The organism is Acidimicrobiales bacterium (assembly GCA_034521975.1).
Lineage (GTDB): Bacteria > Actinomycetota > Acidimicrobiia > Acidimicrobiales > SKKL01 > SKKL01.
This window is the reverse complement of record JAXHLR010000006.1, coordinates 113,364-138,157: the sequence shown is the minus strand read 5'-3', so window position 1 is coordinate 138,157 and position 24,794 is coordinate 113,364. Positions and strand designations below refer to the sequence as shown.

30 protein-coding genes and 2 tRNA genes are annotated in these 24,794 nt (G+C 67.9%); 18 read left to right on the top strand and 14 right to left on the bottom strand.

Annotation, left to right across the window (positions count from 1 at the left end):
* Positions 1–62: 62 nt before the first annotated feature.
* Positions 63–656, bottom strand: a complete 594-nt coding sequence (leuD, locus tag U5K29_10025) for a 3-isopropylmalate dehydratase small subunit (GenBank protein MDZ7678877.1) — start codon at positions 654–656, stop codon at positions 63–65.
* Between the two features lie 12 nt (positions 657–668).
* The gene (gene leuC, locus U5K29_10020) at positions 669–2,078 is read right to left on the bottom strand and encodes a 3-isopropylmalate dehydratase large subunit (GenBank protein ID MDZ7678876.1); all 1,410 of its coding nucleotides are present in this window, start codon (positions 2,076–2,078) and stop codon (positions 669–671) included.
* 72 nt (positions 2,079–2,150) lie between these two features.
* Between leuC and U5K29_10015 the strand changes: the two genes are divergently transcribed.
* Complete coding sequence (locus U5K29_10015; GenBank protein ID MDZ7678875.1) at positions 2,151–2,807, top strand: IclR family transcriptional regulator; 657 nt, start codon at positions 2,151–2,153, stop codon at positions 2,805–2,807.
* Between the two features lie 10 nt (positions 2,808–2,817).
* Here U5K29_10015 and U5K29_10010 read toward each other — a convergent pair whose 3' ends face one another.
* From U5K29_10010 to greA, 3 genes are all read right to left on the bottom strand, one after another.
* Positions 2,818–3,228 (bottom strand): hypothetical protein, encoded by a 411-nt coding sequence (locus tag U5K29_10010; protein MDZ7678874.1) that lies wholly within the window; start codon positions 3,226–3,228, stop codon positions 2,818–2,820.
* A 105-nt stretch (positions 3,229–3,333) separates the two neighbouring features.
* Positions 3,334–4,209: an alpha/beta fold hydrolase gene (locus tag U5K29_10005; protein ID MDZ7678873.1), complete on the bottom strand. Its 876-nt coding sequence runs from the start codon at positions 4,207–4,209 to the stop codon at positions 3,334–3,336.
* An 18-nt stretch (positions 4,210–4,227) separates the two neighbouring features.
* Positions 4,228–4,701, bottom strand: a complete 474-nt coding sequence (gene greA / locus U5K29_10000; protein MDZ7678872.1) for a transcription elongation factor GreA — start codon at positions 4,699–4,701, stop codon at positions 4,228–4,230.
* Positions 4,702–4,905: 204 nt separating this feature from the next.
* Here greA and U5K29_09995 point away from each other — a divergent pair, with 204 nt between their 5' ends.
* The 6 genes from U5K29_09995 to U5K29_09970 are packed head-to-tail and all read left to right on the top strand — an operon-like array spanning position 4,906 to position 11,031.
* Positions 4,906–5,898, top strand: coding sequence for a 3-isopropylmalate dehydrogenase (locus U5K29_09995; GenBank protein MDZ7678871.1), 993 nt, complete (start codon positions 4,906–4,908; stop codon positions 5,896–5,898).
* Complete coding sequence (locus U5K29_09990) at positions 5,899–6,819, top strand: branched-chain amino acid transaminase (protein ID MDZ7678870.1); 921 nt, start codon at positions 5,899–5,901, stop codon at positions 6,817–6,819.
* The gene (gene cimA, locus U5K29_09985; GenBank protein MDZ7678869.1) at positions 6,806–8,437 is read left to right on the top strand and encodes a citramalate synthase; all 1,632 of its coding nucleotides are present in this window, start codon (positions 6,806–6,808) and stop codon (positions 8,435–8,437) included. Before U5K29_09990 ends, cimA begins: the two co-directional genes overlap by 14 nt.
* A gap of 10 nt (positions 8,438–8,447) precedes the next feature.
* On the top strand, positions 8,448–8,981 hold the full coding sequence (locus tag U5K29_09980; protein MDZ7678868.1) for a hypothetical protein: 534 nt from the start codon (positions 8,448–8,450) through the stop codon (positions 8,979–8,981).
* A gap of 10 nt (positions 8,982–8,991) precedes the next feature.
* Positions 8,992–10,419: a glutamate--tRNA ligase gene (gene gltX / locus U5K29_09975; protein MDZ7678867.1), complete on the top strand. Its 1,428-nt coding sequence runs from the start codon at positions 8,992–8,994 to the stop codon at positions 10,417–10,419.
* Between the two features lie 3 nt (positions 10,420–10,422).
* On the top strand, positions 10,423–11,031 hold the full coding sequence (locus U5K29_09970) for a YdcF family protein (protein ID MDZ7678866.1): 609 nt from the start codon (positions 10,423–10,425) through the stop codon (positions 11,029–11,031).
* 30 nt (positions 11,032–11,061) lie between these two features.
* On the opposite strand, the gene U5K29_09965 is transcribed toward U5K29_09970, so the two are convergent.
* On the bottom strand, positions 11,062–11,580 hold the full coding sequence (locus U5K29_09965) for a hypothetical protein (GenBank protein ID MDZ7678865.1): 519 nt from the start codon (positions 11,578–11,580) through the stop codon (positions 11,062–11,064).
* A 165-nt stretch (positions 11,581–11,745) separates the two neighbouring features.
* Between U5K29_09965 and U5K29_09960 the strand changes: the two genes are divergently transcribed.
* The 6 genes from U5K29_09960 to sufT all read left to right on the top strand — a co-directional run bounded on the left by U5K29_09960 (position 11,746) and on the right by sufT (position 16,313).
* Positions 11,746–11,817: transfer RNA gene (locus U5K29_09960), tRNA-Gln, on the top strand.
* Between the two features lie 119 nt (positions 11,818–11,936).
* Positions 11,937–12,012 (top strand) — tRNA-Glu (locus U5K29_09955).
* Between the two features lie 335 nt (positions 12,013–12,347).
* Entirely contained in the window at positions 12,348–13,784 is a 1,437-nt protein-coding gene (gene sufB / locus U5K29_09950; protein MDZ7678864.1) for a Fe-S cluster assembly protein SufB, read from the top strand.
* Entirely contained in the window at positions 13,784–14,533 is a 750-nt protein-coding gene (gene sufC / locus U5K29_09945; GenBank protein ID MDZ7678863.1) for a Fe-S cluster assembly ATPase SufC, read from the top strand. The genes sufB and sufC overlap by 1 nt, the downstream gene beginning before the upstream one ends.
* A complete protein-coding gene (locus tag U5K29_09940; GenBank protein ID MDZ7678862.1) occupies positions 14,530–15,762 on the top strand; it encodes a SufD family Fe-S cluster assembly protein in 1,233 nt (410 codons plus the stop codon). Before sufC ends, U5K29_09940 begins: the two co-directional genes overlap by 4 nt.
* The gene (gene sufT / locus U5K29_09935; GenBank protein MDZ7678861.1) at positions 15,759–16,313 is read left to right on the top strand and encodes a putative Fe-S cluster assembly protein SufT; all 555 of its coding nucleotides are present in this window, start codon (positions 15,759–15,761) and stop codon (positions 16,311–16,313) included. The genes U5K29_09940 and sufT overlap by 4 nt, the downstream gene beginning before the upstream one ends.
* A 37-nt stretch (positions 16,314–16,350) precedes the next feature.
* Here sufT and U5K29_09930 read toward each other — a convergent pair whose 3' ends face one another.
* The gene (locus tag U5K29_09930) at positions 16,351–16,845 is read right to left on the bottom strand and encodes a hypothetical protein (protein ID MDZ7678860.1); all 495 of its coding nucleotides are present in this window, start codon (positions 16,843–16,845) and stop codon (positions 16,351–16,353) included.
* A 397-nt stretch (positions 16,846–17,242) separates the two neighbouring features.
* On the opposite strand from U5K29_09930, the gene U5K29_09925 reads away from it, so the two are divergent.
* Complete coding sequence (locus U5K29_09925) at positions 17,243–17,785, top strand: hypothetical protein (GenBank protein ID MDZ7678859.1); 543 nt, start codon at positions 17,243–17,245, stop codon at positions 17,783–17,785.
* 8 nt (positions 17,786–17,793) lie between these two features.
* Here U5K29_09925 and U5K29_09920 read toward each other — a convergent pair whose 3' ends face one another.
* Entirely contained in the window at positions 17,794–18,033 is a 240-nt protein-coding gene (locus U5K29_09920) for a hypothetical protein (protein ID MDZ7678858.1), read from the bottom strand.
* 166 nt (positions 18,034–18,199) lie between these two features.
* Complete coding sequence (gene ric / locus U5K29_09915) at positions 18,200–18,904, bottom strand: iron-sulfur cluster repair di-iron protein (GenBank protein MDZ7678857.1); 705 nt, start codon at positions 18,902–18,904, stop codon at positions 18,200–18,202.
* Between the two features lie 166 nt (positions 18,905–19,070).
* Here ric and U5K29_09910 point away from each other — a divergent pair, with 166 nt between their 5' ends.
* A complete protein-coding gene (locus U5K29_09910; protein MDZ7678856.1) occupies positions 19,071–19,301 on the top strand; it encodes a hexameric tyrosine-coordinated heme protein in 231 nt (76 codons plus the stop codon).
* Positions 19,302–19,641: 340 nt separating this feature from the next.
* On the opposite strand, the gene U5K29_09905 is transcribed toward U5K29_09910, so the two are convergent.
* Positions 19,642–20,406 (bottom strand): DUF1971 domain-containing protein, encoded by a 765-nt coding sequence (locus U5K29_09905; GenBank protein MDZ7678855.1) that lies wholly within the window; start codon positions 20,404–20,406, stop codon positions 19,642–19,644.
* A 51-nt stretch (positions 20,407–20,457) separates the two neighbouring features.
* Positions 20,458–21,168 (bottom strand): helix-turn-helix domain-containing protein, encoded by a 711-nt coding sequence (locus U5K29_09900; protein MDZ7678854.1) that lies wholly within the window; start codon positions 21,166–21,168, stop codon positions 20,458–20,460.
* A 94-nt stretch (positions 21,169–21,262) separates the two neighbouring features.
* Between U5K29_09900 and U5K29_09895 the strand changes: the two genes are divergently transcribed.
* The 3 genes from U5K29_09895 to U5K29_09885 all read left to right on the top strand — a co-directional run bounded on the left by U5K29_09895 (position 21,263) and on the right by U5K29_09885 (position 23,424).
* On the top strand, positions 21,263–21,799 hold the full coding sequence (locus tag U5K29_09895) for a DUF488 domain-containing protein (protein ID MDZ7678853.1): 537 nt from the start codon (positions 21,263–21,265) through the stop codon (positions 21,797–21,799).
* A 75-nt stretch (positions 21,800–21,874) separates the two neighbouring features.
* Positions 21,875–22,837: an aconitase family protein gene (locus U5K29_09890; GenBank protein MDZ7678852.1), complete on the top strand. Its 963-nt coding sequence runs from the start codon at positions 21,875–21,877 to the stop codon at positions 22,835–22,837.
* A gap of 413 nt (positions 22,838–23,250) precedes the next feature.
* Entirely contained in the window at positions 23,251–23,424 is a 174-nt protein-coding gene (locus U5K29_09885; protein ID MDZ7678851.1) for a hypothetical protein, read from the top strand.
* A 55-nt stretch (positions 23,425–23,479) separates the two neighbouring features.
* On the opposite strand, the gene U5K29_09880 is transcribed toward U5K29_09885, so the two are convergent.
* From U5K29_09880 to U5K29_09870, 3 genes are read right to left on the bottom strand one after another with little or no spacing between them, the layout of a single operon-like run.
* Positions 23,480–23,974, bottom strand: coding sequence for a hypothetical protein (locus U5K29_09880; protein ID MDZ7678850.1), 495 nt, complete (start codon positions 23,972–23,974; stop codon positions 23,480–23,482).
* Entirely contained in the window at positions 23,971–24,243 is a 273-nt protein-coding gene (locus U5K29_09875) for a hypothetical protein (protein MDZ7678849.1), read from the bottom strand. Before U5K29_09875 ends, U5K29_09880 begins: the two co-directional genes overlap by 4 nt.
* The gene (locus tag U5K29_09870) at positions 24,224–24,520 is read right to left on the bottom strand and encodes a hypothetical protein (protein ID MDZ7678848.1); all 297 of its coding nucleotides are present in this window, start codon (positions 24,518–24,520) and stop codon (positions 24,224–24,226) included. Before U5K29_09870 ends, U5K29_09875 begins: the two co-directional genes overlap by 20 nt.
* Between the last annotated feature and the right edge of the window lie 274 nt (positions 24,521–24,794).

Below are 24,794 nucleotides of genomic sequence, written 5' to 3'. Positions count from 1 at the left end.
GTGTACTGGTGTTGGAGGTGTGACGAACCGCTCCCGCCTCCGGTTCCCGCCGATCCGGAATCTCAGTCCAGGGAGGGTGCCCAGGCGGGACGGGACGTCTCGAAGCGGTCGATGTCCTCGGCGTAGCGGAGCGTGATCCCGATGTCGTCGAGCCCTTCCAGGAAGCGTTCCTGGGTGGACGCGTCGAGCGGGAACTCGACCTCGAGGCCGAGCGACGGGGCACTCAGGATGCGGCGCTCGACATCGATCGTGAGCTCGAGGGCGGGATCGGCCTCGATGGCTTGCAACAGCGCCTCGCCGGTCGCATCATCGACCTGGACCGGAACGAGTCCGTTCTTGGTGGCATTGTTGCGGAAGATGTCGCCGAACCGGGGCGAGACCACCGCCGCGAACCCGTAGTCCATGATCGCCCAGACGGCGTGCTCGCGCGAGGAGCCGGTTCCGAAGTTGGGGCCCGCGACGAGGATCGAGGCGCCCGCGTACTGGGGCTGGTTCAACACGAAGTCGCGGTCGTCGCGCCACTCCGAGAAGAGCCCGGCGCCGAACCCGGTGCGCTCGACCCGTTTGAGCCAGTCGGAGGGGATGATCTGGTCGGTGTCGACGTCGGAGCGGTCGAGGGGCACCGCGGTGCCCGAGACGATGTGGACGGCTTCCATGGCTTCCTCTTCTCAGTCCAGGTCGGCGGGGGTGGCGAAGTGTCCGGCGATGGCGGTCGCGGTGGCGACCGCGGGCGACACCAGGTGGGTGCGGCCGCCACGTCCCTGGCGTCCCTCGAAGTTGCGGTTGCTGGTGGAGGCGCACCGCTCGCCGGGAGCGAGCTTGTCGGGGTTCATGGCCAGACACATCGAACAGCCCGGCTCGCGCCAGTCGAACCCGGCGGCGGTGAAGATCTCGTGGAGCCCTTCGGCCTCGGCCTGCTGCTTGACCGCGAAGGAGCCGGGGACGACCAGGGTGCGCACACCATCGGCCACGTGGCGGCCTCGGGCGATCTGGGCGGCCGCTCGGAGGTCTTCGATGCGGCTGTTGGTGCAGGATCCGATGAACACCGTGTCGACGGGGATGTCTCGGATCGGTGTGCCGGCGGTGAGGCCCATGTAGTCGAGGGCGCGGCGGGCGGCGTCGCGGGAGCTGGGCTCGGCATAGGAGTCGGGGTCGGGGACCGATGCGGTGATGGGCGCGACCTGCGAGGGGTTCGTGCCCCACGAGACGTGCGGGACGATCTCGCTGGCGTCGAGCACGACCTCTTTGTCGAAGGCGGCACCCGGATCGGTGGTGAGCGACCGCCAGTCGGCGACGGCTGCGTTCCAGGTCTCGCCGGTGGGGGCGTGGGGCCGGCCCTTCAGGTACTCGAAGGTGGTCTCGTCGGGAGCGATCAGGCCGGCTTTGGCCCCGGCTTCGATCGACATGTTGCACACAGTCATCCGGCCCTCCATCGACAACGCCCGGATGGCTTCGCCGCGATACTCGATGATCGAGCCCACTCCACCGCCGGTGCCGATGCGGCCGATGACGGCGAGGATGATGTCCTTGGCGGTGGTGCCCTCTGGCGGTGTGCCGTCGACGGTGACGGCCATGGTGCCCGGTCGTTGCTGGGGGAGGGTCTGGGTGGCGAGGACGTGTTCGACCTCGCTGGTGCCGATGCCGAAGGCGAGGGCCCCGAACGCCCCGTGGGTGGAGGTGTGGCTGTCGCCGCACACGATGGTCATGCCCGGCTGGGTGAGTCCCTGTTCGGGCCCGATCACGTGGACGATGCCCTGTCCCGGGCTTCCCATGGGGTGCAGCGTGACCCCGAACTCCTCGGCGTTGTGGCGGAGGGTGTCGACCTGGGTGCGTGAGATCGGATCGGCGATGGGCTGGTCGATGTCGGCGGTCGGTACGTTGTGGTCCTCGGTGGCGACGGTGAGGTCGGGGCGCCGCACACGGCGGCCTTCGAGGCGCAACCCGTCGAACGCCTGGGGCGAGGTGACCTCGTGGACGAGGTGAAGATCGATGTAGAGCAGGTCGGGATCGCCATCGCCGCGGTGCACCAGGTGGCGCTCCCAGATCTTGTCGGCCATGGTGCGGGGCCGGTCGTTCATCGCTGCGTGCTCCCTGGCTGGCGGACCTCACAGGGTTGAGAATCTCAGTATGTGAGACTATACTCCTGTTCTGTGGAACCTAGAGTAACGGGTGTCGGCGTGATCGACAAGGCGGTCCGGGTGCTCGATGCGGTGGAGCATGGTGCGCTCGACCTCGGTGGGCTGGTCGAAGCCACCGGTCTGCCGCGGGCGACCGCCCATCGCCTGGCGGTGGCGCTCGAGGCCCACGGCCTGGTGCGCCGCGACGACCGGGGACAGTTCGTGCCCGGTCTGCGGCTCGTGGCCCTGGGCCGGGCGGCGAGCCGCGCGCTGGCGTTGCCCGATGTCGCCCGCCCCGCCCTCGAGTCATTGCGGGCCGATACCGGCGAGAGTGTCCAGCTCTACGTGCGGGACGGACACACCCGGGTCTGCGTCGCTTCCCTGGAGTCACCCCACGGCCTCCGCACGATCGTCGCGTTGGGTGCCTCACTGCCCCTGGAGGTCGGCTCGGCGGGACGGATCCTCGGTGGTGAAGCGTCGGCGGCCGGTTCCCCCTGGGCCGAGAGCATCGGCGAGCGCGAAGCGGGGGTGGCCTCGGTCAGCGCACCGGTCCGTGACGATCGCGATCAGGTGGTCGCCGCGGTGAGCGTGTCCGGGCCGGTCGACCGGATGGGGGAGCGACCCGGGGCGCGCCATGGCGAGGCGGTCGTCGCCGCGGCACGCCGGATCGAGGCCGACCTCAACGGCTGAGGCCGGTGGCTCAGCCGGACCGCTCGACCGCTTCGATCTGGGCCGCAAAGGCACCCAGGTCGTCGATCGAGGGCTCGTGGTCCCACACCACGACGTCGCGCAGCTCGTCGGCGTACCTCTCCCGCTGGCCGGGCTTGAGGACCACCCGGATGGGGAGATCCGCCGGTGCGAGCTCCTGATAGCGATCGAGGATGGCCCGGTGCTGTGAGCGGTCGAGATCGAGCTCGAACACGATTCCTCGTGCCTGTTCGAAGAGGAAGCACGGGGCGCCCATGAGCAGGGGGCAGATGCCGTCGGCGGACGGCCCGTTGCACTCGATGACGGGGTGGCCGAGCCGTTCGAGGATCGCGCGTTCGAGCGCCCCCCCGCCGTCGGGTGTGTCGAGCAGTACGACACCCTCCACGGCGGTCGTGTCGTCCATGTCGGTCCCTCCCGCGTCCGCAACTCGATCGTCGCCGCCGAGATCCCCTTCGGGTAGGGCCAGAGGTCCCGATCCTGGCCCCTTCGCCGCGGTCGGGGCTGGGGATCAGGTGGAGAGAGGATCGGGCGACGTGCCACGCCGCTGGATCTGCACCCTCGCGGCAACCGAGGCGCAGGCGTCCCGCAGCACCGGCCCGAACAGGTGGGGTTCGGTGACACACACCGTGTGGTCGCCCGGAACCCGGTGAACCGTTGCGCCGGGGATGGCCGCAGCCAGCTTCTCCTGACGATTTGGAGGGATCACCGAGTCCTGCTCGGTGATCACCACCGCGGTGGGCACGTCGACCCCGCCGATCCACTCGTGGGAGGTGAACCGCCCGATCGCCCCGCCCGCTTCGGCCAGGGCCACCGGATCGTGGCGAACCGACTCCTCGTGGAACCAGCCGCTGTCGCCCCCGTTGCGGCGCACCATCATCCGCTCCATGGCCCGTTGGCGAAGGGTGGCCGGGGTGACCCGTCCGGCGAGGGCGATCGTGGGGAAGACGCTGAAGCTGGCCTTGGCCATCGGACTGCCCGCGAAGTTGCGGCTGGTGGCGCACAGCACCAGACCATCCACCCGGTCTCGGTGGTGGCGCCACAGCAGCTGGGCGATGGGTCCGCCCATCGAGTACCCCACCGGAATGACGGTGTCGATCCCCAGTTCGTCGAGTGCGGCCACAGCGTCGTCGGCACAGTCCCGAAGGCGGAAGCGGCGCCGGCTCCGGATGCCACGCCCGTGCCCGCGGTGGTCGATGGTGACCACGCCATAGCGTCCGACCAGCTCGGGGAACACCGCGAACCAGTTGAGGTCGGCGCTGGCCATCCATCCGTGCAGCAGGAACAGGGTGGGCGCCCCCGGCGGGGCAGGCAACTCGCGCACGAAGGTCGTGCCCCGTCCGGGCAGCTCCAGCGGACGTCCGGGTGGCAGCCGGGGTTCACGCACGGTGATCCGGCCTGCCGTTCAGTTCTCGATCTCGACGATGGTGACCGACAGCTCGGCCCCGATAGGGGTCTGGTAGCTCACCTCGTCGCCCACCGCCGCTCCCATCAGTGCCGCGCCGAGTGGCGAGGTCAACGACACGACCTCGAGGTCGTCGTGGCGCTCCTCGATCGACCCGATGAGGTAGCGCTCGGGCGTCTCGTCGTCCTCGTAGACGATCGACACGATCGACCCGGGGTGCACCTCCTCGGATCCTGTCGGCGCCTCGACGATCTCGGCGTTCTCGATCATGGAGGCCAGGTGGGCGATCCGGCCCTCCATGTGGCCCTGTTCGTCCTTGGCGGCGTGGTAGTCGCCGTTCTCGGAAAGATCGCCCAGCTCGCGGGCGGTCTCGATCTTGCGGGCGATCTCGATGCGCCCGCGGGTGGTGAGGTCGTCGTGCTCGGCCTTGAGCCGGTCGAAGGCGGCCTGGGAGAGGTGATGCGTCTGTGCCACGTCGAACAGGGTAACGGGCGCCCGGCCGGTCGAGACCGCGTTGCGCGTTTGACGGACGTGCCCCCCTGATCGACACTTGTGACCCTGTGACCGGTCTCTTTTCGCCAGTAGCCCGCATTCGGTAGCGCACGTCGATCTCGACGTGCGCGTGTTCACCGTCCACCTCCGGTGGACGGTTTTTCGTTCCAGGGAGAGGTTGTCTTGGTGAGTCAGCAGCGTCCGCACCGCATCGGGGTCATCGGGGGTGACGGCATCGGTCCCGATGTCGTCGCCGAGGGGCTCAAGGTGGTCGCGGCCGCAGGCGTGCCGCTCGAGACCGTCGACTACGACCTCGGCGGTGCGCGCTACCTGCGCGACGGCACGATCCTCCCCGACGAGGTGCTCGACGAGTGGCGGGGGCTCGACGCGCTGTTCCTCGGCGCGGTCGGGACGCCCGATGTGCCACCGGGGGTCATCGAGCGTGGTCTGCTGCTCAAGATGCGCTTCTCGCTCGACCTCTATGCCAACCAGCGACCCTTCATCAAGGCTCCCGATGTCGACATGATCGTCATCCGCGAGAACACCGAGGGCACCTACGCCGGCGAGGGCGGGTTCCTCCGCAAGGGCACACCGCACGAGATCGCCACCCAGGGGTCGGTCAACACCCGCATGGGAGTCGAGCGTTGCGTGCGCTACGCCTTCGATCTCGCCCAGAGCCGGCCGGCCAAGCACCTGACCCTGGTGCACAAGACCAACGTGTTGACCTTCGCCGGCGACCTGTGGGATCGGACCTTCGCCGAGGTCGCCGCCGACTACCCTGACGTGAGCACGGCCTATCATCACGTCGACGCCGCCTGCATCTACTTCGTCGAGGATCCCGGCCGCTACGACGTCATCGTCACCGACAACCTCTTCGGCGACATCCTCACCGATCTCGGCGGTGCCATCTCGGGAGGGATCGGCATCGCGTCGTCGGCCAACCTGAACCCGAGCCGCACCGGACCGTCGATGTTCGAACCGGTGCACGGCTCGGCACCCGACATCGCCGGCCAGAACAAGGCCAACCCCGTCGCCGCCATCCTCTCGGCGGCGATGATGCTCGACTTCCTCGGCGAGTCCGATGCCGCGGAGCGAATCCGCCGGGCGTGCGCCGAGGCGCCGGCCGGTTCCACAACAGAGATCGGCGACGCGATCGCCGCCGGGGTCCAGGGGGACTGAATGCCCATCGAAACCGTTGACAAGATCTGGATGAACGGCGAGCTGGTCGACTGGGCCGACGCCAAGATCCACATCCTCACCCACTCGCTCCACTACGGCAGCGGGGTGTTCGAGGGCATCCGCGCCTACCCGACCGAACGGGGCCCGGCGATCTTCCGCCTCGAGGACCACATCCACCGCCTGTTCGACAGCGCCCAGATCTTTCTCATCGACATCCCCTTCACCCCCGAGCAGCTCATCGAGGCGACGATCGAGACCGTTCGGGTGAACAACGTGGAGAGCTGCTACATCCGCCCCATCGCCTACCTCGGCTACGGCGAGATGGGCCTCAACCCCCTGCCGTGTTCGGTCGACGTGGCGATCGCCATCTGGCCGTGGGGGAGCTACCTGGGCGACGACGGCATCCGCAACGGGGTGCGCATGAAGGTGAGCTCGTGGAAGCGCCACGACCCCAACATCATGCCGCCGGCAGCCAAGGGCACCGGGATGTACATCAACTCGTCGATGGCCAAGGTCGAGGCGATCAAGGCCGGCTACGACGAAGCCATCATGTTGTCGACCCAGGGCTATGTCAGCGAGTGCACCGGCGAGAACATCTTCGTGGTGAAGCACGGGCGGATCATCACCCCGCCGGTCAGCGCGGGTGCGCTCGAGGGCATCACCCAGGACTCGGTGCACCGCATCGCCGACGATCTCGGCGTCCCGTACGAGACCGGCAACCTGTTGCGCTCCGACCTCTACACCGCCGATGAGGCGTTCCTGAGCGGCACTGCGGCCGAGGTGGTCCCGGTCCGTTCGGTCGACGACCGTGAGATCGGTCTCCCCGGTCCCATCACCCGCCAGATCCAGGAGACGTACTTCGCCGCGGTGGAGGGGCGAGACGACCGGTACAAGGACTGGTTGACCCATGTCGACGAGTGAGCAGGGCGAGCCGACCGCGGCGCGCCTGGCGCCGGTGCGCGACCCGGCGTGGCCCCAGGCGGTCGAGATCTTCGACACCACGCTGCGCGACGGCGTCCAGTTCGAGGGGATCTCGGTCACCGTCGACGACAAGCTCCGCATCGTCGAACAGCTCGACCGTCTCGGGGTGCACTGGATCGAGGGTGGGTATCCGGGTGCCAACCCCAAGGACGAGGAGTTCTTCCGCCGGGCCGCCAAGGAGCTGACGCTCTCGACCTCGACGTTGGTGGCGTTCGGATCCACCCGCCGCGCCGTCGGCAAGGTCGACGACGATCCGACGTTGCGGGTCCTGGTCGAGTCCGGTGTGTCCACCGCCTGCATCGTCGGCAAGTCGTGGGACTACCACGTGACCGAGGCGCTGCGCACCACCCTCGACGAGGCGGTGGCCATGGTCGCCGATTCGGTGCGGTTCCTGAAGGCCGAGGGCCTCCGGGTCTTCTTCGACGCCGAGCACTTCTTCGACGGGTACAAGCGCAATCCCGAGTTCGCCCTGCGGGTGCTCGAGGGAGCCGCCATGGCCGGGGTCGACGCCCTCGTGCTCTGCGACACCAACGGCGGCTCGCTTCCCCACGAGGTCGGCCCGATCGTCGCCGAGGTGGTCGGTCACTTCCCCGAGGTCACCGTCGGCATGCACACCCAGAACGACACCGGTTGCGCCACCGCCAACGCCATCGCCGGGGTCGTCTCGGGCTCGACCCATGTGCAGGGCACCATCAACGGCTACGGCGAGCGAACCGGGAACTGCGACCTGACCCAGCTCGTCCCCAACCTCACGCTCAAGATGGGCATCGAGACGTTGCCCGAGGGCCGCATCGAGCAGCTCACCTCGGTGTCGCACCACGTGGCCGAGCTGGTGAACATGCCACTGCTGAACCAGGCGCCCTACGTGGGCACCTCGGCCTTCGCCCACAAGGCGGGGCTGCACACGAGCGCCATCGCCCGCAGCCCCGACAGCTACGAGCACGTCGATCCCGAGGCGGTGGGCAACAGCACTCGTTTCCTCGTCTCGGACCTGTCCGGTCGCGCCACCGTCGAGCTCAAGGCCCGCCAGCTCGGCCTCGAGCTCGACCCGAGCCAGCTCGGCGAGGTCGTCGCCCAGCTCAAGGAGCTCGAGCACCGCGGCTATCACTTCGAGGTGGCCGACGGCTCGCTCGAACTGTTGATGCGCCACGCTGCGGGCTGGAGCCAGGAGTTCTTCGAGTTCGAGTCGTTCCGGGTGATCGTCGACCACCGTGCGGGTGGTGAGGTCACCACCGAGGCCACCATCAAGGTGCGGGTCAACGGCGATCGCATCATCGCCACCGGTGAGGGCAACGGGCCGGTGAACGCCCTCGACGCCGCGCTCCGGGCGGCCATCGAGCCTCGCCTCCCCGAGCTCGACGACCTGCACCTGGTCGACTTCAAGGTGCGCGTCCTCGACACCGGTGCGGGCACGGCGGCGGTCACCCGGGTGCTGCTCGACTCGACCGACGGTGAGCACACCTGGTCGACCATCGGCGTCTCCGAGAACATCATCGAGGCGTCGTGGCAGGCCCTGCTCGACTCGCTCGTCTTCGGCCTGTTGCACGCCCGGGACTAGCCTGCTCGACGTGGCTGCACCCGAGTACGTCCCCATCACCACCATCGATGAGCCCCGCACCTACGCGTCGCCGCCCCGGCGGCCCGCCTCCTGGGAAGCGGCACGGCCCGGCGACCTCGTCGGACCGGGCCAGCCGTCGGGCCCGCTGCTCGGCAGCCAGGGCCCCGACCTCGGCTACGCACTGAAGCTGGCCCACGGCATGGTCGACCAACTTGTCCTGGCCGAGCGCGAGCATCTCGACGACGTCATCGCCGGCTGCACCGCACTGGCCATGAAGCGATCGTCACTGTTCGGACGGGCGCCCGTCGTCCACGATCTCACGTTGGCGTTCGGGGTGTGGGGCTTCCTGGCCGTGGCTCCCCACGATCTCGTCGAGTTCCGCATGCCGCTGTTCGCCGAGGTGGCGAGCTCGCACCACTGGGCCGAGCGCCGCCGACTCGTCGACATGGTGCCCGAGCGCGTGCTCCGCCAGCCCCACACCAAGGTGGTGGCCGACGCCCAGGCCGACTGGCATTCGGTCTTCGACCTGCCCCCAGCGGCGTAGCCTGTCGCGGGTGACCACCTCGACCCCCCGGGTTCGCTTCTCACCTGCGCCCACGGGCTACCTGCACGTCGGCGGTGCCCGCTCGGCGCTGTTCAACTGGCTCTACGCCCGCCACACGGGGGGCACCTTCATCGTGCGCGTCGAGGACACCGACACCGACCGCAGCACCGCCGAGCTCACCGAGGCGGTGCTCGACGCGCTCCGACGACTGGGCCTCGACTGGGACGAGACCCACCATCAGTCCGCTCGGTTCGACCTGTACCGCGACGCCGCCGAGCGGTTCCTCGCCGACGGATTGGCCTACCGGTGCGATTGCACCCAGGAGGCGGTCAAGGCCAGGGCCGACGAGCGTGGCGGGCCACCCGGCTACGACGGGTACTGCCGCGACCGCGACGTCGCGCCCGGCGACGGTGTGGTCGTGCGGTTCCGCACCCCCGACGATGGCGTCACCGCCTGGGACGACGTCATACGCGAGCGGGTCGAGTTCGAGAACCGTCACCTCGAGGACTTCGTCATCGTCCGATCCAACGGGGTCCCGATGTTCCTGCTGGCCAACGCCGTAGACGACATCGACATGGGCATCACCCACGTCATCCGTGGCGAGGACCTGGTCAACACCACCCCGAAGGTGCTCCTGCTACGTGAGGCGCTCGGTCATCCCGAGCCCCCGGTCTACGCGCACCTGCCGCTCATCGTGAACGAGGCCCGTAAGAAGCTGTCGAAACGGCGCGACGACGTCAACATCGCGGACTACCTCGACCGTGGGTTCCTGCCCGAGGCGATGCTGAACTACCTCGCCACCCTGGGCTGGGGTGCTCCCGATGGCGTCGAGATCCGCCCCCTGTCCGAGATCGTCGAGCTGTTCGAGCTGGCCGACATCGGCAAGAGTCCGGCCGCGTTCGACCTCAAGAAGCTGAGCCACTTCAACGGTGAGTATCTCAGGGCGCTCCCGGTCGACGAGTTCGTGGTGCGGGCGCGACCGTGGGTCACCGCTGGTGAGGTCCCGTGGGCTCCCGACCGCTTCGACCCGTCTGCGTTCGAGCGGCTCGCGCCGCTGGTCCAGGAACGGTGCCGGACCCTCGGCGAGGTCCCCGAGCTGATCGATTGGTTGTTCCTCGACGATCCGCCCGACGACCCCGACAGCTGGAACAAGGAGATGGGCAAGGCCCACGCCGCGGCGGTGCTCGACAGCGCGATCGACAGCGTCGAGTCGGCAGGGGAGTGGACAGCGGAGGTTGTGCGCTCGATCGTCGAGCAGGCGGCCCACGACGCCGACCTCGTCGGTGCCGAGGGCAATCCTCAGCTGGCCAAGGCCCAGGCCCCGGTGCGGGTCGCCACCCTCGGTCGGTCCAAGGGCCTGCCGCTGTTCGAGTCGCTCGAGCTGTTGGGTCGGGACGAGACGCTCCGGCGTCTCCAAGCAGCCCGAACCCGACTCTGAACCATGCGCCATCGGGCCCGGTGGGTGCGACGGGCGCTGATGGTGCTGGTCGGCTTCGCGGCCTTGGCTGCGGTCTATCTGCTGGCCACCTTGGTGCAGGTGTGGAGCGACGCCCGTCTCGACCAGGCCGGTCCCGCGGATGCCATCGTGGTGCTGGGTGCCGCCCAGTACGACGGGGAACCGTCGCCGGTGCTGCGGGGCCGCCTCGACCATGCCGTCGAGCTGTACCGGGCGGGTCACGCTCCGGTGGTGGTGGTCACCGGTGGGCGCCAGGAGGGCGACCGCTTCACCCAGGCGTTGGCCGGCTACCACTACCTCCGTGACCGTGACATCCCCGACGATGCGCTGTTGCTGGAGGTGGACGGCACGAGCACCTACACCGAGTTGGCGGCGACATCGCGGATCCTCGAACAGCGCGGCCTGTCGAGCGCCCTGTTGGTCTCCGATGGCTACCACTCGAAGCGACTGCTGGCGATCGCTGCCGAGGTGGGGATCGACGCCAGGGTGTCGCCGACCGACACCGGCTTCGGGGCTCGCTCGCTCGTTCGGGAGACCGCCGCGGTCGGACTGGGGCGCCTCGTCGGGTTCCGGCGACTCGACTCGTTGGGCTAGGGCGGCACCCGGGCCCGCGTCGAATCGGGCTCACTCGATCGAGTAGTCGAGCGGCAGCACCGCGACCTCGCCATCGGCGAAGGTCGCCGGCCCGTCCGCATCTGGTTCCGGAGGGGAGCCGAAGTCGTAGGTGCCGTTGAGGTTGGTGTCGATGTGGGCCATGGGCCACAGGGTCGTGTCGCCCGAGACCGCCTCGTCCAAGGTGATCTCAACGTCGGTGGACTCGCCCGCGGGGAGCAGGTCGCTCGAGCCGATGACCGGTCCCGGGCCGCCGTCGTCGGCGTGCACGGCGATGAACCCGTCGGCGGGCAGGGTCACCGAGGCCACCTGCACCGTGGTGCCGTCGCCGCTCTGGTCCTCGACGCTCAGCTCTGCCGGGCTCATCGGTGGTGAGTCGCCAGCGTCGTCGTCCATCGCCTCGTCGTCGGTGGTCTCCTCGACTCCGGGCTCGTCTGGGGTGTCGCCGGCATCGTCAGCATCGTCATCCCCGCACCCCGCCGCGATCAGGGCCAAGGCCGCGAACACGGTGATCAGCACACGTCGACTCATGGTGGCGTCGTCCTTCCATCGGGATCTGCACGCGGTACTACGCAGCTCCCACGCGATCGGTTCACGACAGAGCAGCGACGGTGGTGCCCGGGAGTCGTTCCCGCCGGCAGGTCGGATCGGTTTTCGGCGCCCGGACCGCCTCGGCTACAGTGATCGCTCACCCGATCGGGGGTGGTGTAATCGGTAACACAGCTGGTTCTGGTCCAGTCGTTGGGGGTTCGAGTCCTCCCCCCCGAGCTGTCGTGAGGCTCCCGGCGATCTTGCCCGGGGGTCTCGCCACGTAGGCCCCGATCTCTGTCTTGGGGCGCGGCTCTGCCCCTTGCTAGAGTCGAGCGGCTCCCTCGTGGAGCGCACCGGCCCCCATCGTCTAGCGGCCTAGGACACCACCCTCTCAAGGTGGCGGCACGGGTTCGAATCCCGTTGGGGGTACCACGCGAGAAACCCCTGGTCGCAGCGCTCAACACAGTGCCTGACCAGGGGTTTCGTCGTTCTCGGGCCCCATGCGTACGTCCCAACGCGTGGCGACGTGTGTCACTCTGATTCGGTCCCTACCACCCCGTTTCGGCTCGAAACTGTGCCACATTGTGCCGGCGACGGAGAGCCTCGCTGCACCTGTGACGGGGGAGCCGCCGAGACCCTCGCGCGGGAGGGGACCGAAAGGTCCGGCTTGAGTTGGGACGAAGCCGCCGGGCAGCGATCCTGTGTCGTCTGACCGGTGGAATAAACCAAGTATGTGGTAGAAATAAAGGGACGGAAGGATGTCCCCGATGACCGATCTCGTGGAGGAGCTCGTCGAGCGGCGCTATGCGTTCGGCTTTCACTCCGACATCGACACCGAATTGGCACCGCGTGGCCTGAACGAGGACGTGGTGCGGCTGATCTCGGCGAAGAAGGAAGAGCCCGACTGGTTGCTCGAGTGGCGGCTGGCTGCGTTCCGGCACTTCATGACCCTCGAGCCGCCCACCTGGCAGAACGTGCACCATCCTCCGATCGACTTCCAGGACATGCATTACTGGGCGGCACCCAAGTCGCAGGGCCCCGCGCCGGAGAGCCTCGATGACGTCGATCCGGAGATCTTGGCGGCCTTCGACAAGCTCGGCATCCCTCTCGCAGAACAGGAGCGGCTGTCGGGGGTGGCGGTGGACGCCATCATCGACTCGGTGTCGGTGACCACGACGTTCAAGGAGACCCTCGCCGAGGCCGGCGTGATCTTCTGCTCGTTCTCCGAGGCGGTGCGCGAACACCCCGAGCTGGTGCGCCGGTACCTCGGTTCGGTGGTGCCGCCACGGGACAACTTCTATGCGACGCTGAACTCCGCAGTGTTCTCGGATGGCTCCTTTTGCTTCGTGCCCGCCGGGGTGCGTTGTCCGATGGAGCTGTCGACCTACTTCCGGATGAACGCAGCCCAGACCGGCCAGTTCGAACGCACACTGCTCGTCGCCGAGGAGGGAGCTTCTGTCAGCTACCTCGAGGGTTGTACGGCACCGATGCGCGACGAGAACCAGCTGCACGCGGCGGTGGTGGAGATCGTGGCGCTCGACGACTCCGACGTGAAGTACTCGACGGTACAGAACTGGTATCCGGGCGACGAGAACGGCAAGGGCGGCATCTACAACTTCGTGACCAAGCGCGGTCGGGCCGGACACCGGGCGAAGATCTCCTGGACCCAGGTCGAGACCGGTTCGGCCATCACCTGGAAGTACCCGAGCGTGATCCTGCAGGGCGACGACTCGGTCGGTGAGTTCTACTCCGTGGCAGTCACCACGGGCCGCCAGCAGGCCGACACCGGCACCAAGATGATCCACATCGGACGCAACAGCCGCAGCACGATCGTGTCCAAGGGGATCTCCGCCGGCAAGGCCCAGCAGACCTACCGCGGGCTGGTCAAGGTGCTCCGCTCCGCCAGCGACGCGAGGAACCACACCCAGTGCGACTCGCTGCTCATCGGGTCCGAGTGCGGTGCCCACACGTTCCCCTACATCGAAGTGAAGAACGACTCGGCCCAGGTCGAACACGAAGCCTCGACCTCCAAGATCAGCGACGACCAGCTCTTCTACTGCCGCCAGCGAGGCCTTGACGAAGAGGACGCCACATCGATGATCGTCAACGGCTTCTGCCGGGAGGTCTTCGACGAGCTGCCCATGGAGTACGCGGTCGAGGCGCACGCCTTGATGCGTCTGAGTCTGGAAGGAGCGGTGGGCTGATGCTGCACATCGCCGACCTGCACGCCTCGATCGACGGGAACGCGATCCTGACCGGTGTTGATCTCGACCTGCCGGCGGGGGAGGTCCACGCCGTGATGGGTCCCAACGGTGCCGGCAAGAGCACGTTGTCCAACGTGCTGGCCGGCCGCGACGGGTACGAGGTCCGGGGGACGGTGACCCTCGACGGCGCCGATCTCCTGGCCCTCGACCCCGAGGACCGGGCGACGGCGGGGGTGTTCCTGGCCTTCCAGTACCCGACCGAGCTCCCCGGCGTCGGAAACGCCTACTTCCTGCGGATCTCGCTGAACGCGGTGCGCCGCGCTCGTGGCCTCGACGAGATCGCGGCCACCGACTTCCTGGCCGCCGCCCGTGAACACCTCGAAGCCCTCGACATGGATCCAGCGTTCCTCAGCCGCTCGGTGAACGAGGGCTTCTCTGGGGGCGAGAAGAAGCGCAACGAGATCCTCCAGATGTCGTTGCTCCTACCCCGCCTGGCGATTCTCGACGAGACCGACTCCGGCCTGGACATCGATGCCCTGCACGTCGTCGCTCAGGGGATCGAACGCCTCCGGGCCCCCGATCGGTCGATGCTGGTCATCACCCACTACCCCCGGCTGCTCGAACTCGTCCGACCCGACAAGGTGCACGTGCTCGACCACGGGCGCATCGTCCGCTCCGGCGACCACCAACTGGCGCGAGAGCTCGACACAGAAGGCTATGGCGGCATCGCTCGTCGGGTGCCGGCATGACCACCGCCGTCGAGGACCATGTCACCGGCCCGGGAGCGGCCGATGCCAAGCGCTGGCTCGACCAGCACGGGTTCCCCACAGGTCGTGAAGAGCCCTGGCGCTACGCGCCGGTCGACGACATCCGCCATCGCCTCGACAGCCTCTCGCAGACGTCGGCACCGCCGATGGAGATGGGTGGCGACGACCTCGACCGGCTCGCTGGGCGCCACGGCGCCATCCAGATCGTCTTCGTCGACGGTGTCCTCGCATCGACCCTGTCGAGCATCGAGGAGCTCCCAGGCTTGCGGTTCGGGACGGCCCGCGAGCTCTCACAGGCGATGCGTCAGCGCCTGGTGCCCGCCGGTGACCCACCGGATGGGTTCGAGGCACTGAACCGGGCGTCGTCGGGGGACGCCGCCTATCTGTTTGTCGCCGATGGTGTCGAGCTGAGCGAGACCGTGCACGTCATCCACGTGTCGACCGGCGCACGCGTGGCTCACCCTCGTCTGGTGGTCGAGGTCGGGGCGGGCAGTCGCCTCGACCTCGTCGAGACCTACGTCGGTGCGGCCGGAGGCGGCCTCACCAACGCGTCGACCACCGCGCACCTTGCCGTCGGCGCACACCTGGGCCTTCACCGAGTACAGGATGAACAGCCCGATGCCGTCCACGTCGGACGCCTCGCGGTGGTCCAACAGCACGGATCCCAGAGCGAGGTCACCGTCTTGTCACACGGCGCGTCCATCTCGCGGCTGTCGACCGCGGTCGGCCTGAACGAGGAGACCGCGTCGTGTCGGATCACCGGGCTGCTCGCACCGCTGCCGCACGCTCGCCACGACGACCTGGCCACCGTGGATCACGCGGCGTCCAGGTGCACCAGCGACCTGGTCGTGCGCGCGGTGGTCCCCGAACACGCACGCGCCACCTCGAGTGGCCACGTCATCGTCCGCCCGGGAACAGCGGGGAGCGTCGTCCAGCAGCGCAGCGATGCCATACTCCTCGACCCGACCGCACAAGCCGACAGCCGTCCGTGGTTGGAGATCCTCGCCGATGATGTACGAGCGAACCACGGCTCGGCGACCGGCCGCCTCGACGACGATGCGCTGTTCTACCTGCGCAGTCGCGGGATCGGCCGCGACGAGGCCCGCAGCGTCCTCGTCGGGGCCTTCGCCCGAGCGATCGTCGAACAGGTGGAGCCCCTCTCGCTGCGCGCCCAGATCGCCCAATGGTTCGGTTGGGAGGCAGACACATGACCGGGACATGGAACCCGACCGTCTTGAGGCGCGACTGCGAGGCGGTCACCGTTCCCTACGGTGAGAGAGTGGCGCTCACCGCCGGCGGCGAGGTCGAGATCAGCCAACAGCTCGGTTCGAGCGTGACCGTCCGCACCCAGATGGGCACCCTCCTGCGCATCGATGGTGCAGATGCCGATGCGCTCGGCCTCGAGCCCCCTAGCGAGAGGTCCGTTCATCTCCGCCGCAGTTCGGGCACCTTCGACCCCGCCGAGGTCGACGCCGCGCTGCGCACCGTCTATGACCCAGAGATCCCCATCAACATCATCGACCTCGGCCTGGTGTACAGGTGCGATGAGGTCATGCTCGACGACGGAAGCCGACGCATCGAGATCGACATGACCATGACCGCACCGGGCTGCGGGATGGGTGACGTCATCCAGCAGGACGCCGCCGCCGCCGTTCGACGGGTCGCCGGGGTCGACGAGGTGGACGTCCGCATCGTCTGGGACCCGCCGTGGTCGCGGAACCGGATCTCCGAGGCGGCACGGCTCGAGCTTGGCTTGTTCTGAACCCGGTTCCTACACGTCCGCATCCGAGGGTCGGTCGTCATGTCGGGTCGCCGAGCACCACCCACGCCGACCGATAGCCGCCCGCCGGATAGGTGGCCCGGACGGGAGCCAGCTCTGTCACGGACCGCAACAGGGCCTCGACCTCGGGATGGTGGGCGAGGTACACGGCGATGATCCCGACGCTCGAGGCGATCGTGCCGAACTCGCCGACGGTCCAGTTGCGCACGATGCTGACGATCTCGGCGTCGCTGAGAGGCCGACCATCGATCCGCTCCTCCATGAGACGGGTGGTGAGGTCGTCGGGGGCGTCGGCCCCAGCCTCTCGCCGAACGTCGATCAGCTCACGCACCACCTCGTCGAACCGATCGGCACTCGCAGTGAGCGCGGCGCGGTCGCCGGCGAGGGTTGCCCTGTGCTGCCCGTGCACCCAAGTGCGCAGCGGTTCGTGGAGATCGTCCGGCCAGCCCATGAACGCGCACTGCACACGGACAACGAACTCATGGCCGAACGAGTCCATCACCTCGATCGGCACGCCGCGCGGGACCGACGCGATCAGGTCGCTCGCGACCCTGGCGCGCAGGCTGGAGCGAAGCGCTCCATCGACTCGGAACCGAAGTACGGCTCGATCAGGCGCCGGTACGGCGTGTGATCGGGGGGATCCATGCCGTTCGGCACGGACAGGTGCTGAGACACCTGGTTTCGCTATGTCTGATGGTCGTGGAGGACGTCGATCACGTCCGCGTGGTGCAGCACGGACCATCCGAGCAGATCGCTGTGAGCGACCGGACACTGGTCGCGCCAGATGAGGACCTTTTCCTCTCGCCACCCAGGTCTCCAGGCCACAGCATGTCGGTATGCACCGTGAGCAAGCTGCCAGACGTGGCCCGTGGTTCTGGGCTCACCCCATTCCGGCGCTCGGAGTGGCAGTCATGCTGACGGTGGCGATCTGCGTGCTGCGCTTCACCGTCGGCGGCCTCGAGGACCCGATTGCTGCGTTGTATGCCCTCCCCGTCGCTCTTGTGGCGCTCACCTCGGGGCGGCGTGCAGGGTTCGGTGCCGGTGCGATCGCCACGGTGCTGCTGTGTTGGTGGGTCCTTGCTATGGGCCACCATCTCACGGTGCTCGGCTGGACGAGCCGGATCGTTCCGCTCGTCCTGCTCGGAGCGCTGGTTGGCGATGCAGCTGACCGGATCCGCGATGCAGAGCGGATCGAGCGTCGCGCCCGGCGCCTGGAGATGCTGGGGCGCCATACCGCCGAGGTGCACGACAGCATGATGCAGCACCTCGCGGTGGCGAAGTGGCGCCTCGAGAGCGGCGACGCCGAGCCCGGACTCGACTCGCTGACAGCGGCGGTTGCCGATGCTCAAGACATGGTCCGGGAACTTCTGGACTCCGCGAACGGAGCGTCCGGCGATCGGCTTCGAAGCCGGCCCGACACCGCATCGAGGACCACCACCCCGCCTCGTACGTGATCCAGAGGTCAGGGAGGGGTGGGTGCCTCGGCGAGGAACCGGGGTGTTGCTGCCAGGACGGTCCACTCGTCGTCGTCGAAGCCGAACATCGTCATCGGGAAGAGCTCCATCTCCTCCTCCTCGATGTGGGCGGCCAGCTCGTAGAAGGTTCGGCGGTCGAAGGTGCCGTGCTGGAGCGCGGCGCCGAGCGCGGCGTGCTCCTCTTCCAGGCGTGCGCGGTCGCCGATCCCGAAGCGGCCCGTCGGCAACTCCGGTGGTGCGATGGTGCTCGCTTAGCGCCCAGGCGACCTCCAGGATCTGTTCGTGTTCCTCGGACAACTCGGCGATCGGAGCGTTCTCGCGGCAGCTGCAGTGATCACACATGGCCGTCGATCTCGGCGGTTGATCGTCTGCTGGAGCCGGGAAGGTGGAGGGTCACTGCTCGCCAGCGGTGACAGCGGGGAACAGCACGTTGTTCTCCAGGTGGATGTGCCGGTGGGTGTCGAGCTCGAGATGCGCGAGCCGGGCGAACAGCACCTCGTAGCTGGTGCAGCCATCTGGTGGAGGGGTGTAGTCGCCGGTGACCGATCGAAGCTCGGCCAGCAGCTCACCGGCCTGGTCGTGCTCGAACATCATCATCCGCACCGGGTTGGACAGTGTGCCGAACGGGAACGTGCGTTGCCCATCGGCCCACTCGCGAATCGCCGGGAAGAGCAGCTGCTCCTCCTTGGCGAGATGTGGCGTCAGATCGGCCTGGATCTCGTTGACCAGTTCGGCGATCCGTGCGAGCTCGGGATGGCGTGCACCGTGCACGTCACGCACCTTCGCGGCCAGCGCGACGAGCAGCGGCAGCTCCTCATGGAGGTAGTCGTGGTGTGTGGTCAGGATGTGGTCGACCAACGCGATCGGCTCCAGCCGGTCGATGTGGCCATCGGTGTCATCGACGACCTCATCGACCTCGGTCGCGACCTCGTCAGGATCGAGTCCCGCGGAGGCGGCGGCGTCGGCGAGCGTGCGCTGGCCATGGCAGCAGTAGTCGATGCCCCACCGTTCGAGGATGCGGGCACGTGCCGGTCGTTCGGCGACGAGCTCACCCAAGGTGCGATCGAGCGGGTCGTGAGAGGCATTGACGGTGGACATGGGGTGCTCCTTTGCCCGGTGGCGCGTCTGACGTCCCAATTTGTTCTAGTATCTACTTGAAATTCTAGACCCAGGCTCCCCATGTCCGTAGGGTCGAAGGTCCCACTAGTCAGCGCATCCGATCTGTCCGACAGCATGGTGCGCACGTCCTGACCGGGAGGTCGGCATGCCACTTGTTCCAGAGAACACCCTGATCACCGCAACGCCCGAAGAAGGGCGCGAATTGGCGATCATGCTCGCGCGCAAGACCATCGGCGCGATTCAGCCCGATCCTGATGCCCGCCAGGGTGTAAGGGCGCTATACGCGAGCGATCCCGACTCGCTCACCGCAGCCGCGCACGTCGTGGCGGTCGAGTTCGCGACGGTCGCGGCGGCCAACGACTACTGGCGAGGCTGAGCAGGAATCGCCTGTGGCCACCTGCGAGCCGTGGCGCTGGCACCGGTCGACCGATTCGGGTGTGGTCTCCACCATCACGACCTCACCGTTGTCGGCGACCTCCCACCCGTGCAGCGAGCGGCGCAGAAAGTCGGTGATCGCGGTCACGTCGTCGTGCTCGTGCACCACCTCGAGACAGGACTCTGGGGTCCACAGGTTGACCTGCTGCACCCGCGGGCGGCTGAGCAGCTCCGCGCGCACGTCCTGCATGCAGAAGGTGCAGTTGGCACCGCCTACTTGTACAAGGGTTCGCATTCGGCCTCCTCGATCCGCTGTAGAAGGGTGGGAGTGACCGGGCCCATCAGATCCGACGATGCCCAGGTGGACGCCAGGCGCCGTGCCCCAGCAGGCGCTGGGCCATGGCCCACGCGGTTCCGGTGCCACGCTTCTTGGCCATCTCCGCGACGGGCCCGGTCCATCCGGTGTCGATGGTCTCGTGGAAGATCTCGAGCCAGCGATCGAGTGCTGCTTCGGTGAACGGGCGCCGCTCGTGCACCTCGCGATGCCCCTCGATGGGGTCGATTCGGTAGTCGGGTGCGAACAGGAGCACGTGGTTCCAGTAGTCGGACACCCTGCCGATGTGGGCTTGCCAGTCGATGAAGCCCTGCTCGGGTGTGAAGTACGGCTCGAGCACATCGTCCTGGACGACCACCGCGTACTGCCGGGTGACCATCTCGAGGATCTCCCCGGGGGAGTCGAGGTCGCGGCCACGATGCTGCCACGGACCTGCCGCGCGCGGGGATGGTGGGGGTGTGGGATGAATCTCCGGTACCAGACCCTCCTGGGGCTCCCGGTAGAACTGCACGAAGAAGTGGGCATCGGTGGATGGATCGACCCGGTGGAGCACCCATGGGGGGATGACGATGCTGTCGCCCTCCTCGAGCCGCTCGTGGCGTCGTTCGTCGCCTTCGAGGTCGTTGTAGTCGACATCGCCTGCCTCGACGTGCAGCGATGCCCAGACCGTGGTGCGGTGCGAGGTCGCGATGGGTTCGGGCATCGACTCGAAGTCGAACATCGGCGTACGTCTCGCCTCGACGAGGCCGACAGGAAGCTCAACCTGGTTCATCGGTCTCCTCTGGGTGGTCCAGCGGATCCTCACCGCCCCCGACTGACGGTGTCATCGGGTGCCAGCCTTCCCACGCACGGTCAGGGTCCCGGAGTCCTCTGGGTTCTCTGAATCCTCTGCGACGAGGCGGATGCGGAGCTTGCAGCCGGCCTTGCGAGGATCGTAGGCCACGAGCTCGCTGACCACGGCGGACTCGGCCGCGGCCAACCCTTCGGCGATGCCGAGGTGAAGCGTACAGATGGTGTCGCGATGGGACAGGGCGGTGGCAGCGAACGGGCAGTTCTGCAGGACGATCTCGGCACCATCACGTAGCGGCCTGACCTCGGGGTCGAAGCCGTGGCGAGCCATTGCGGCGGTCACATCGGCGACGATGTCACCCGACGGCGAGGGCACACGGAACAGATCGGCGGCGCGTCGACCCACCTCTTCGGGCCCGAGCCCTGTGTCGATGACCTCGGCCAGCAGTTGACTCAAGCGCTCATACGGCCCCGTCGTCCCCCATTGGCCCTCGACGGCCGGATCGACTTCATAGATCAGGCGAGGTCGGCCCCGTCCGGCGGGTGGAGCCTTGGCCTCGAGAACGAGACCGGCCGAGACCAGCTTTGCCAAGTGCTGTCGGATGGCGTTGTGCGTGAACGGGAACTCGTCGTCGAGCTCGGCGATGCCAACAGGGCGTCCAGACCGTGCGATATGACGAAAGATGGCGTGGCGCGTCGGGTCGCCGAGCGCCTTTGCTTGCTCCTGGAGCGTGGTGGCGGTCACGAGGTGCTCCATCCTGGCGGCTCTGACCGAGCCATCGGTCGTGGGCAGTGGTCCCGCCGTTGCAACTCTAGTCGTTCCTAGAAATAATCGTCGGGTGACACTGGATCGAAGGCCCCCGATCTGGACGGTCGGGCACGGTACGGTGTCGGCCGCAGGGTTCCTGGAGATCCTGCAGCCTGTCGGCATCGACCTCGTCGTCGACGTGCGGCGCTACCCCGGTAGTCGCCGACACCCGCACTTCGGGCGCGAGGCGATGGAGCCTTGGCTGGCCGATCGGGGAGTCGGCTACCGATGGATGGTGGAACTGGGTGGTCGCCGATCCGTGCGCGAGGACTCACCCAACAGTGCCTTGCGGAACCGTCAGTTTCGTGCCTACGCCGACCACATGGCATCGGGCGAGTTCGGCGCTGCGGTCGACGCGTTGCTCGAGGTGGCCGAGGTGTCGCGCGCCGCGGTGATGTGCGCCGAGTCGGTGTGGTGGCGCTGCCACCGCCGACTGCTCGCCGACCACTTGGTCCTGGTGAAAGGTGCCGACGTCAGGCACCTGCTCCACGACGGCCGGATCACCGAGCACCCGATCACATCGGGTGCACGACTGGGCGATCGACGCGTCGTCTACGACGCCGAGTGAGCTTCCGCGAGGGTCTCCCCGGCGGTGCTTGGTGTGCCAGGTGCATACCTGGGTGCGGTGGGGCGGCATGGGTGGATGACTGAGAACAGCTTCGGTGCCCGGGCAACGCTTCCCACCGAGGGTGGCTCGCTCGAGATGTTCAGGCTCGATGCCGTGGGCGGTGATGTCGACGGCCTGCCGTTCAGCCCGAAGGTGTTCCTCGAGAACCTCTTGCGTCACGAGGACGGCACGTCGGTGACAGCCGCGGACGCTCGAGCGCTGGCCGACTGGTCGGGCGGCGGAGACGTGGAGCAGGAGATCTCGTTCATGCCGGCGCGGATCCTCATGGTGACGATCTTCCCGATCGATGACGAGGCGCTGCGGTACCTGCGCTTCACCGGACGTGAACCGGCACAGGTCGATCTGGTGGAGCGATATGCGAAGGAGCAGGGGTTGTGGTTCGACCCGCACGCCACCCCGCGCTTCTCCGAGACCCTCGAGCTCGACCTGGGAACGGTGGTGCCGAGCATCGCCGGTCCGGCCCGCCCCCAGGATCGGGTGCGCCTCGATGAGGCCAAGGCACGGTTCGCCATCGACCTGCAGTCGTCATTGCCCGATCCGTCGCCGGGGATCTCCCGACGAGCTGTCGATCCAGTCGTTTCCGGCCAGCGACCCTCCCACACCGCGACAGTGGGTCTCAGAGATCGACGAGCCCGAGCTCGAGCAGGACGCCGAAGGATTGGACGGTGCGCGGCCGCGGGCAGCGGTGCCGGTGCGGCTGCAGGACGGGCACGACGTGACCCTCGATCACGGCCACGTCGTCATCGCTGCCATCACCAGTTGCACCAACACCTCCAACCCGTCGGTCATGCTCGCCGCCGGCCTCCTCGCCAAGAAGGCCGTCGAGCGGGGGCTGTCGAGCCAACCATGGGTCACCACGCTGGCGAGAACGACACGCAACCAACCCTGGTGAGGGCAACGATCCACCTCGCAGTCGCCCACCTGCATGCCTGGCGCGAGGACCTCGCCGAACGACGGCGGGGCCTCCGCTCCCCGTGAGTTCCGGGCCGTGTCTGTAGTGAGCCCCCGGAGCCTCGGTGGGGATCGCTATGAGTGGGACGATCAGTCCACCTATGTCCGCGAGCCTCCCTACTTCGAACACCTGACCGCCGAACCGGAGCCCCTTCGCGACATCACCGGCGCGCGGGTTCTGGCGGCGCTCGGTGACAGCGTCACGACCGACCACATCTCACCTGCCGGAGCGATCCGGGCCGAGAGCCCGGCAGGACAGTGGTTGATCGAGCAGGGTGTGGAGCCGCCAGCCTTCAACTCCTGGGGGTCAGGGCTGTCCTCGCCGAGAGCTTCGAACGCATCCATCGGTCCAATCTGATCGGCATGGGCGTCCTCCCACTCGAGTTCCCCGATGGCGAGTCGCTCGATTCCCTGGGTCTTACCGACACGAGGAGATCTCCGTGCTCGGGCTCGACGGTCAGCATCATCCTCCGTCTGAGGTCACGGTTCGAGCCGGGTCGCTGGAGTTCCGGGCCCGGGTGCGGATCGACACCCCGCAGGAGGCCGAGTTCTACCGCCACGGCGGCATCCTCGAACACGTCCTACGCCGGATGGTGTCCGCAACTCGTCGTTGAGCACCGTGCTGGTGGAGCCGCCTGGTGGGGCAGCTGGGGCAGATCAGCACGACCGTCAGCCGTGGCGGAGCCAGGCGAGCAGCACCCCGACGGGGGTGCTCAGAGCTATGAGCACAGCGAGTGTCCAGTGCCCCACGGCGAGTATGCGTCGCCTGGCTGGCGCAACTGGGACGTGTCGGATCAAGCACCCGACTGCGACTAGCAGACTCAGGGCACCGGCGGTGGTGAGCAGCGGCAACCCGATGAGCGTGCCGGCGATGATGGTGGTCGTCGACGTGTTCCATGCCACGACCTCGACGATCACCACGCGGGGACGCGGAGCCCCGTGGACAAGTGCGGCCTGACCGGCACCGAGTCCGATCTGGGCGACACCGTTGACGAGCACGAGGTACGCAGTGATCCACGGTCCGGCGTCGAGCTCCAGGGGACGGGTGAGCGCGGCGACGAGTCCTCCCGCCACGATCGACACGACGCCGATCGCGACGAACGGCGATGCTGTGCGCCACCGTTGGTGTTCGAGGTCCTGGGTCGGACCGACCTCGAAGGTCAACCTGGACCGGGCCCGACCGTTCGCCGATCGTAGTGGTGAGGCATCGATGCGAGCGCGGCAAGGATCCGCCTCAGCGTCGCGGTCGCCTCGAAGTCGTCGGAGGGGCCCCTGTGCATCTGTTCGAGCAGCTCGAGATGAGCTGACTCGAGGGTCTCACGGTCGGGTGTGGACGACACCAGCGCGGCGACGGCGCGGTCGTGGTCGCCGGGGCTGTCAAAGGCGATCTCGAGCAGGTCTCGGACCGCCGGATCACGCGGCTTTGGTCTCATGTCCACTATCGGTGCTGGCCGGTGTGGGCCTCGCCTTGTTGCGTTCGGCTGCGTCCATGTGCCGCGCGAGCGGCAGCGTGGCTCCCATCATGAACCCGAAGCCCGCACCGGCCCACATGCCAGTGAAGAGTCCGAGCCCGAGGGCAGCTCCTGGTTCGATGCCTCCTGCCGAGCCGCCGATGGTCACGGCGAGCGTGATGACGACGAAGCCGATGGCGGCGCCGATTGCCGCAGGCCGAAGGACCTCAGGGTCTGGTGCTGTTGCGGACATGCTCACCCTCCTTGTATTTTTCTAGTCTAAGCTGTAATAATACTTCCTGCAAGTAGCAGGCTGAGCCGTGCGACCGCGTCGCAGGCGCCTCGAGGCGAGGGAGTGCCGGAGAACCATGACCGACGAACCGAGGTCTCGACGACCTCGACCGAACAAGCCATCGCCACCCAAGAGTGGTCCGGGCCATCCGAGGGGACGGGCGATCCTGCTGATGGTGGCGGTGTCGGTGCTGTTGGTCGGTGTCTCGATTGCCAGCGTGTACTAGGCCGCTCGATGGAAG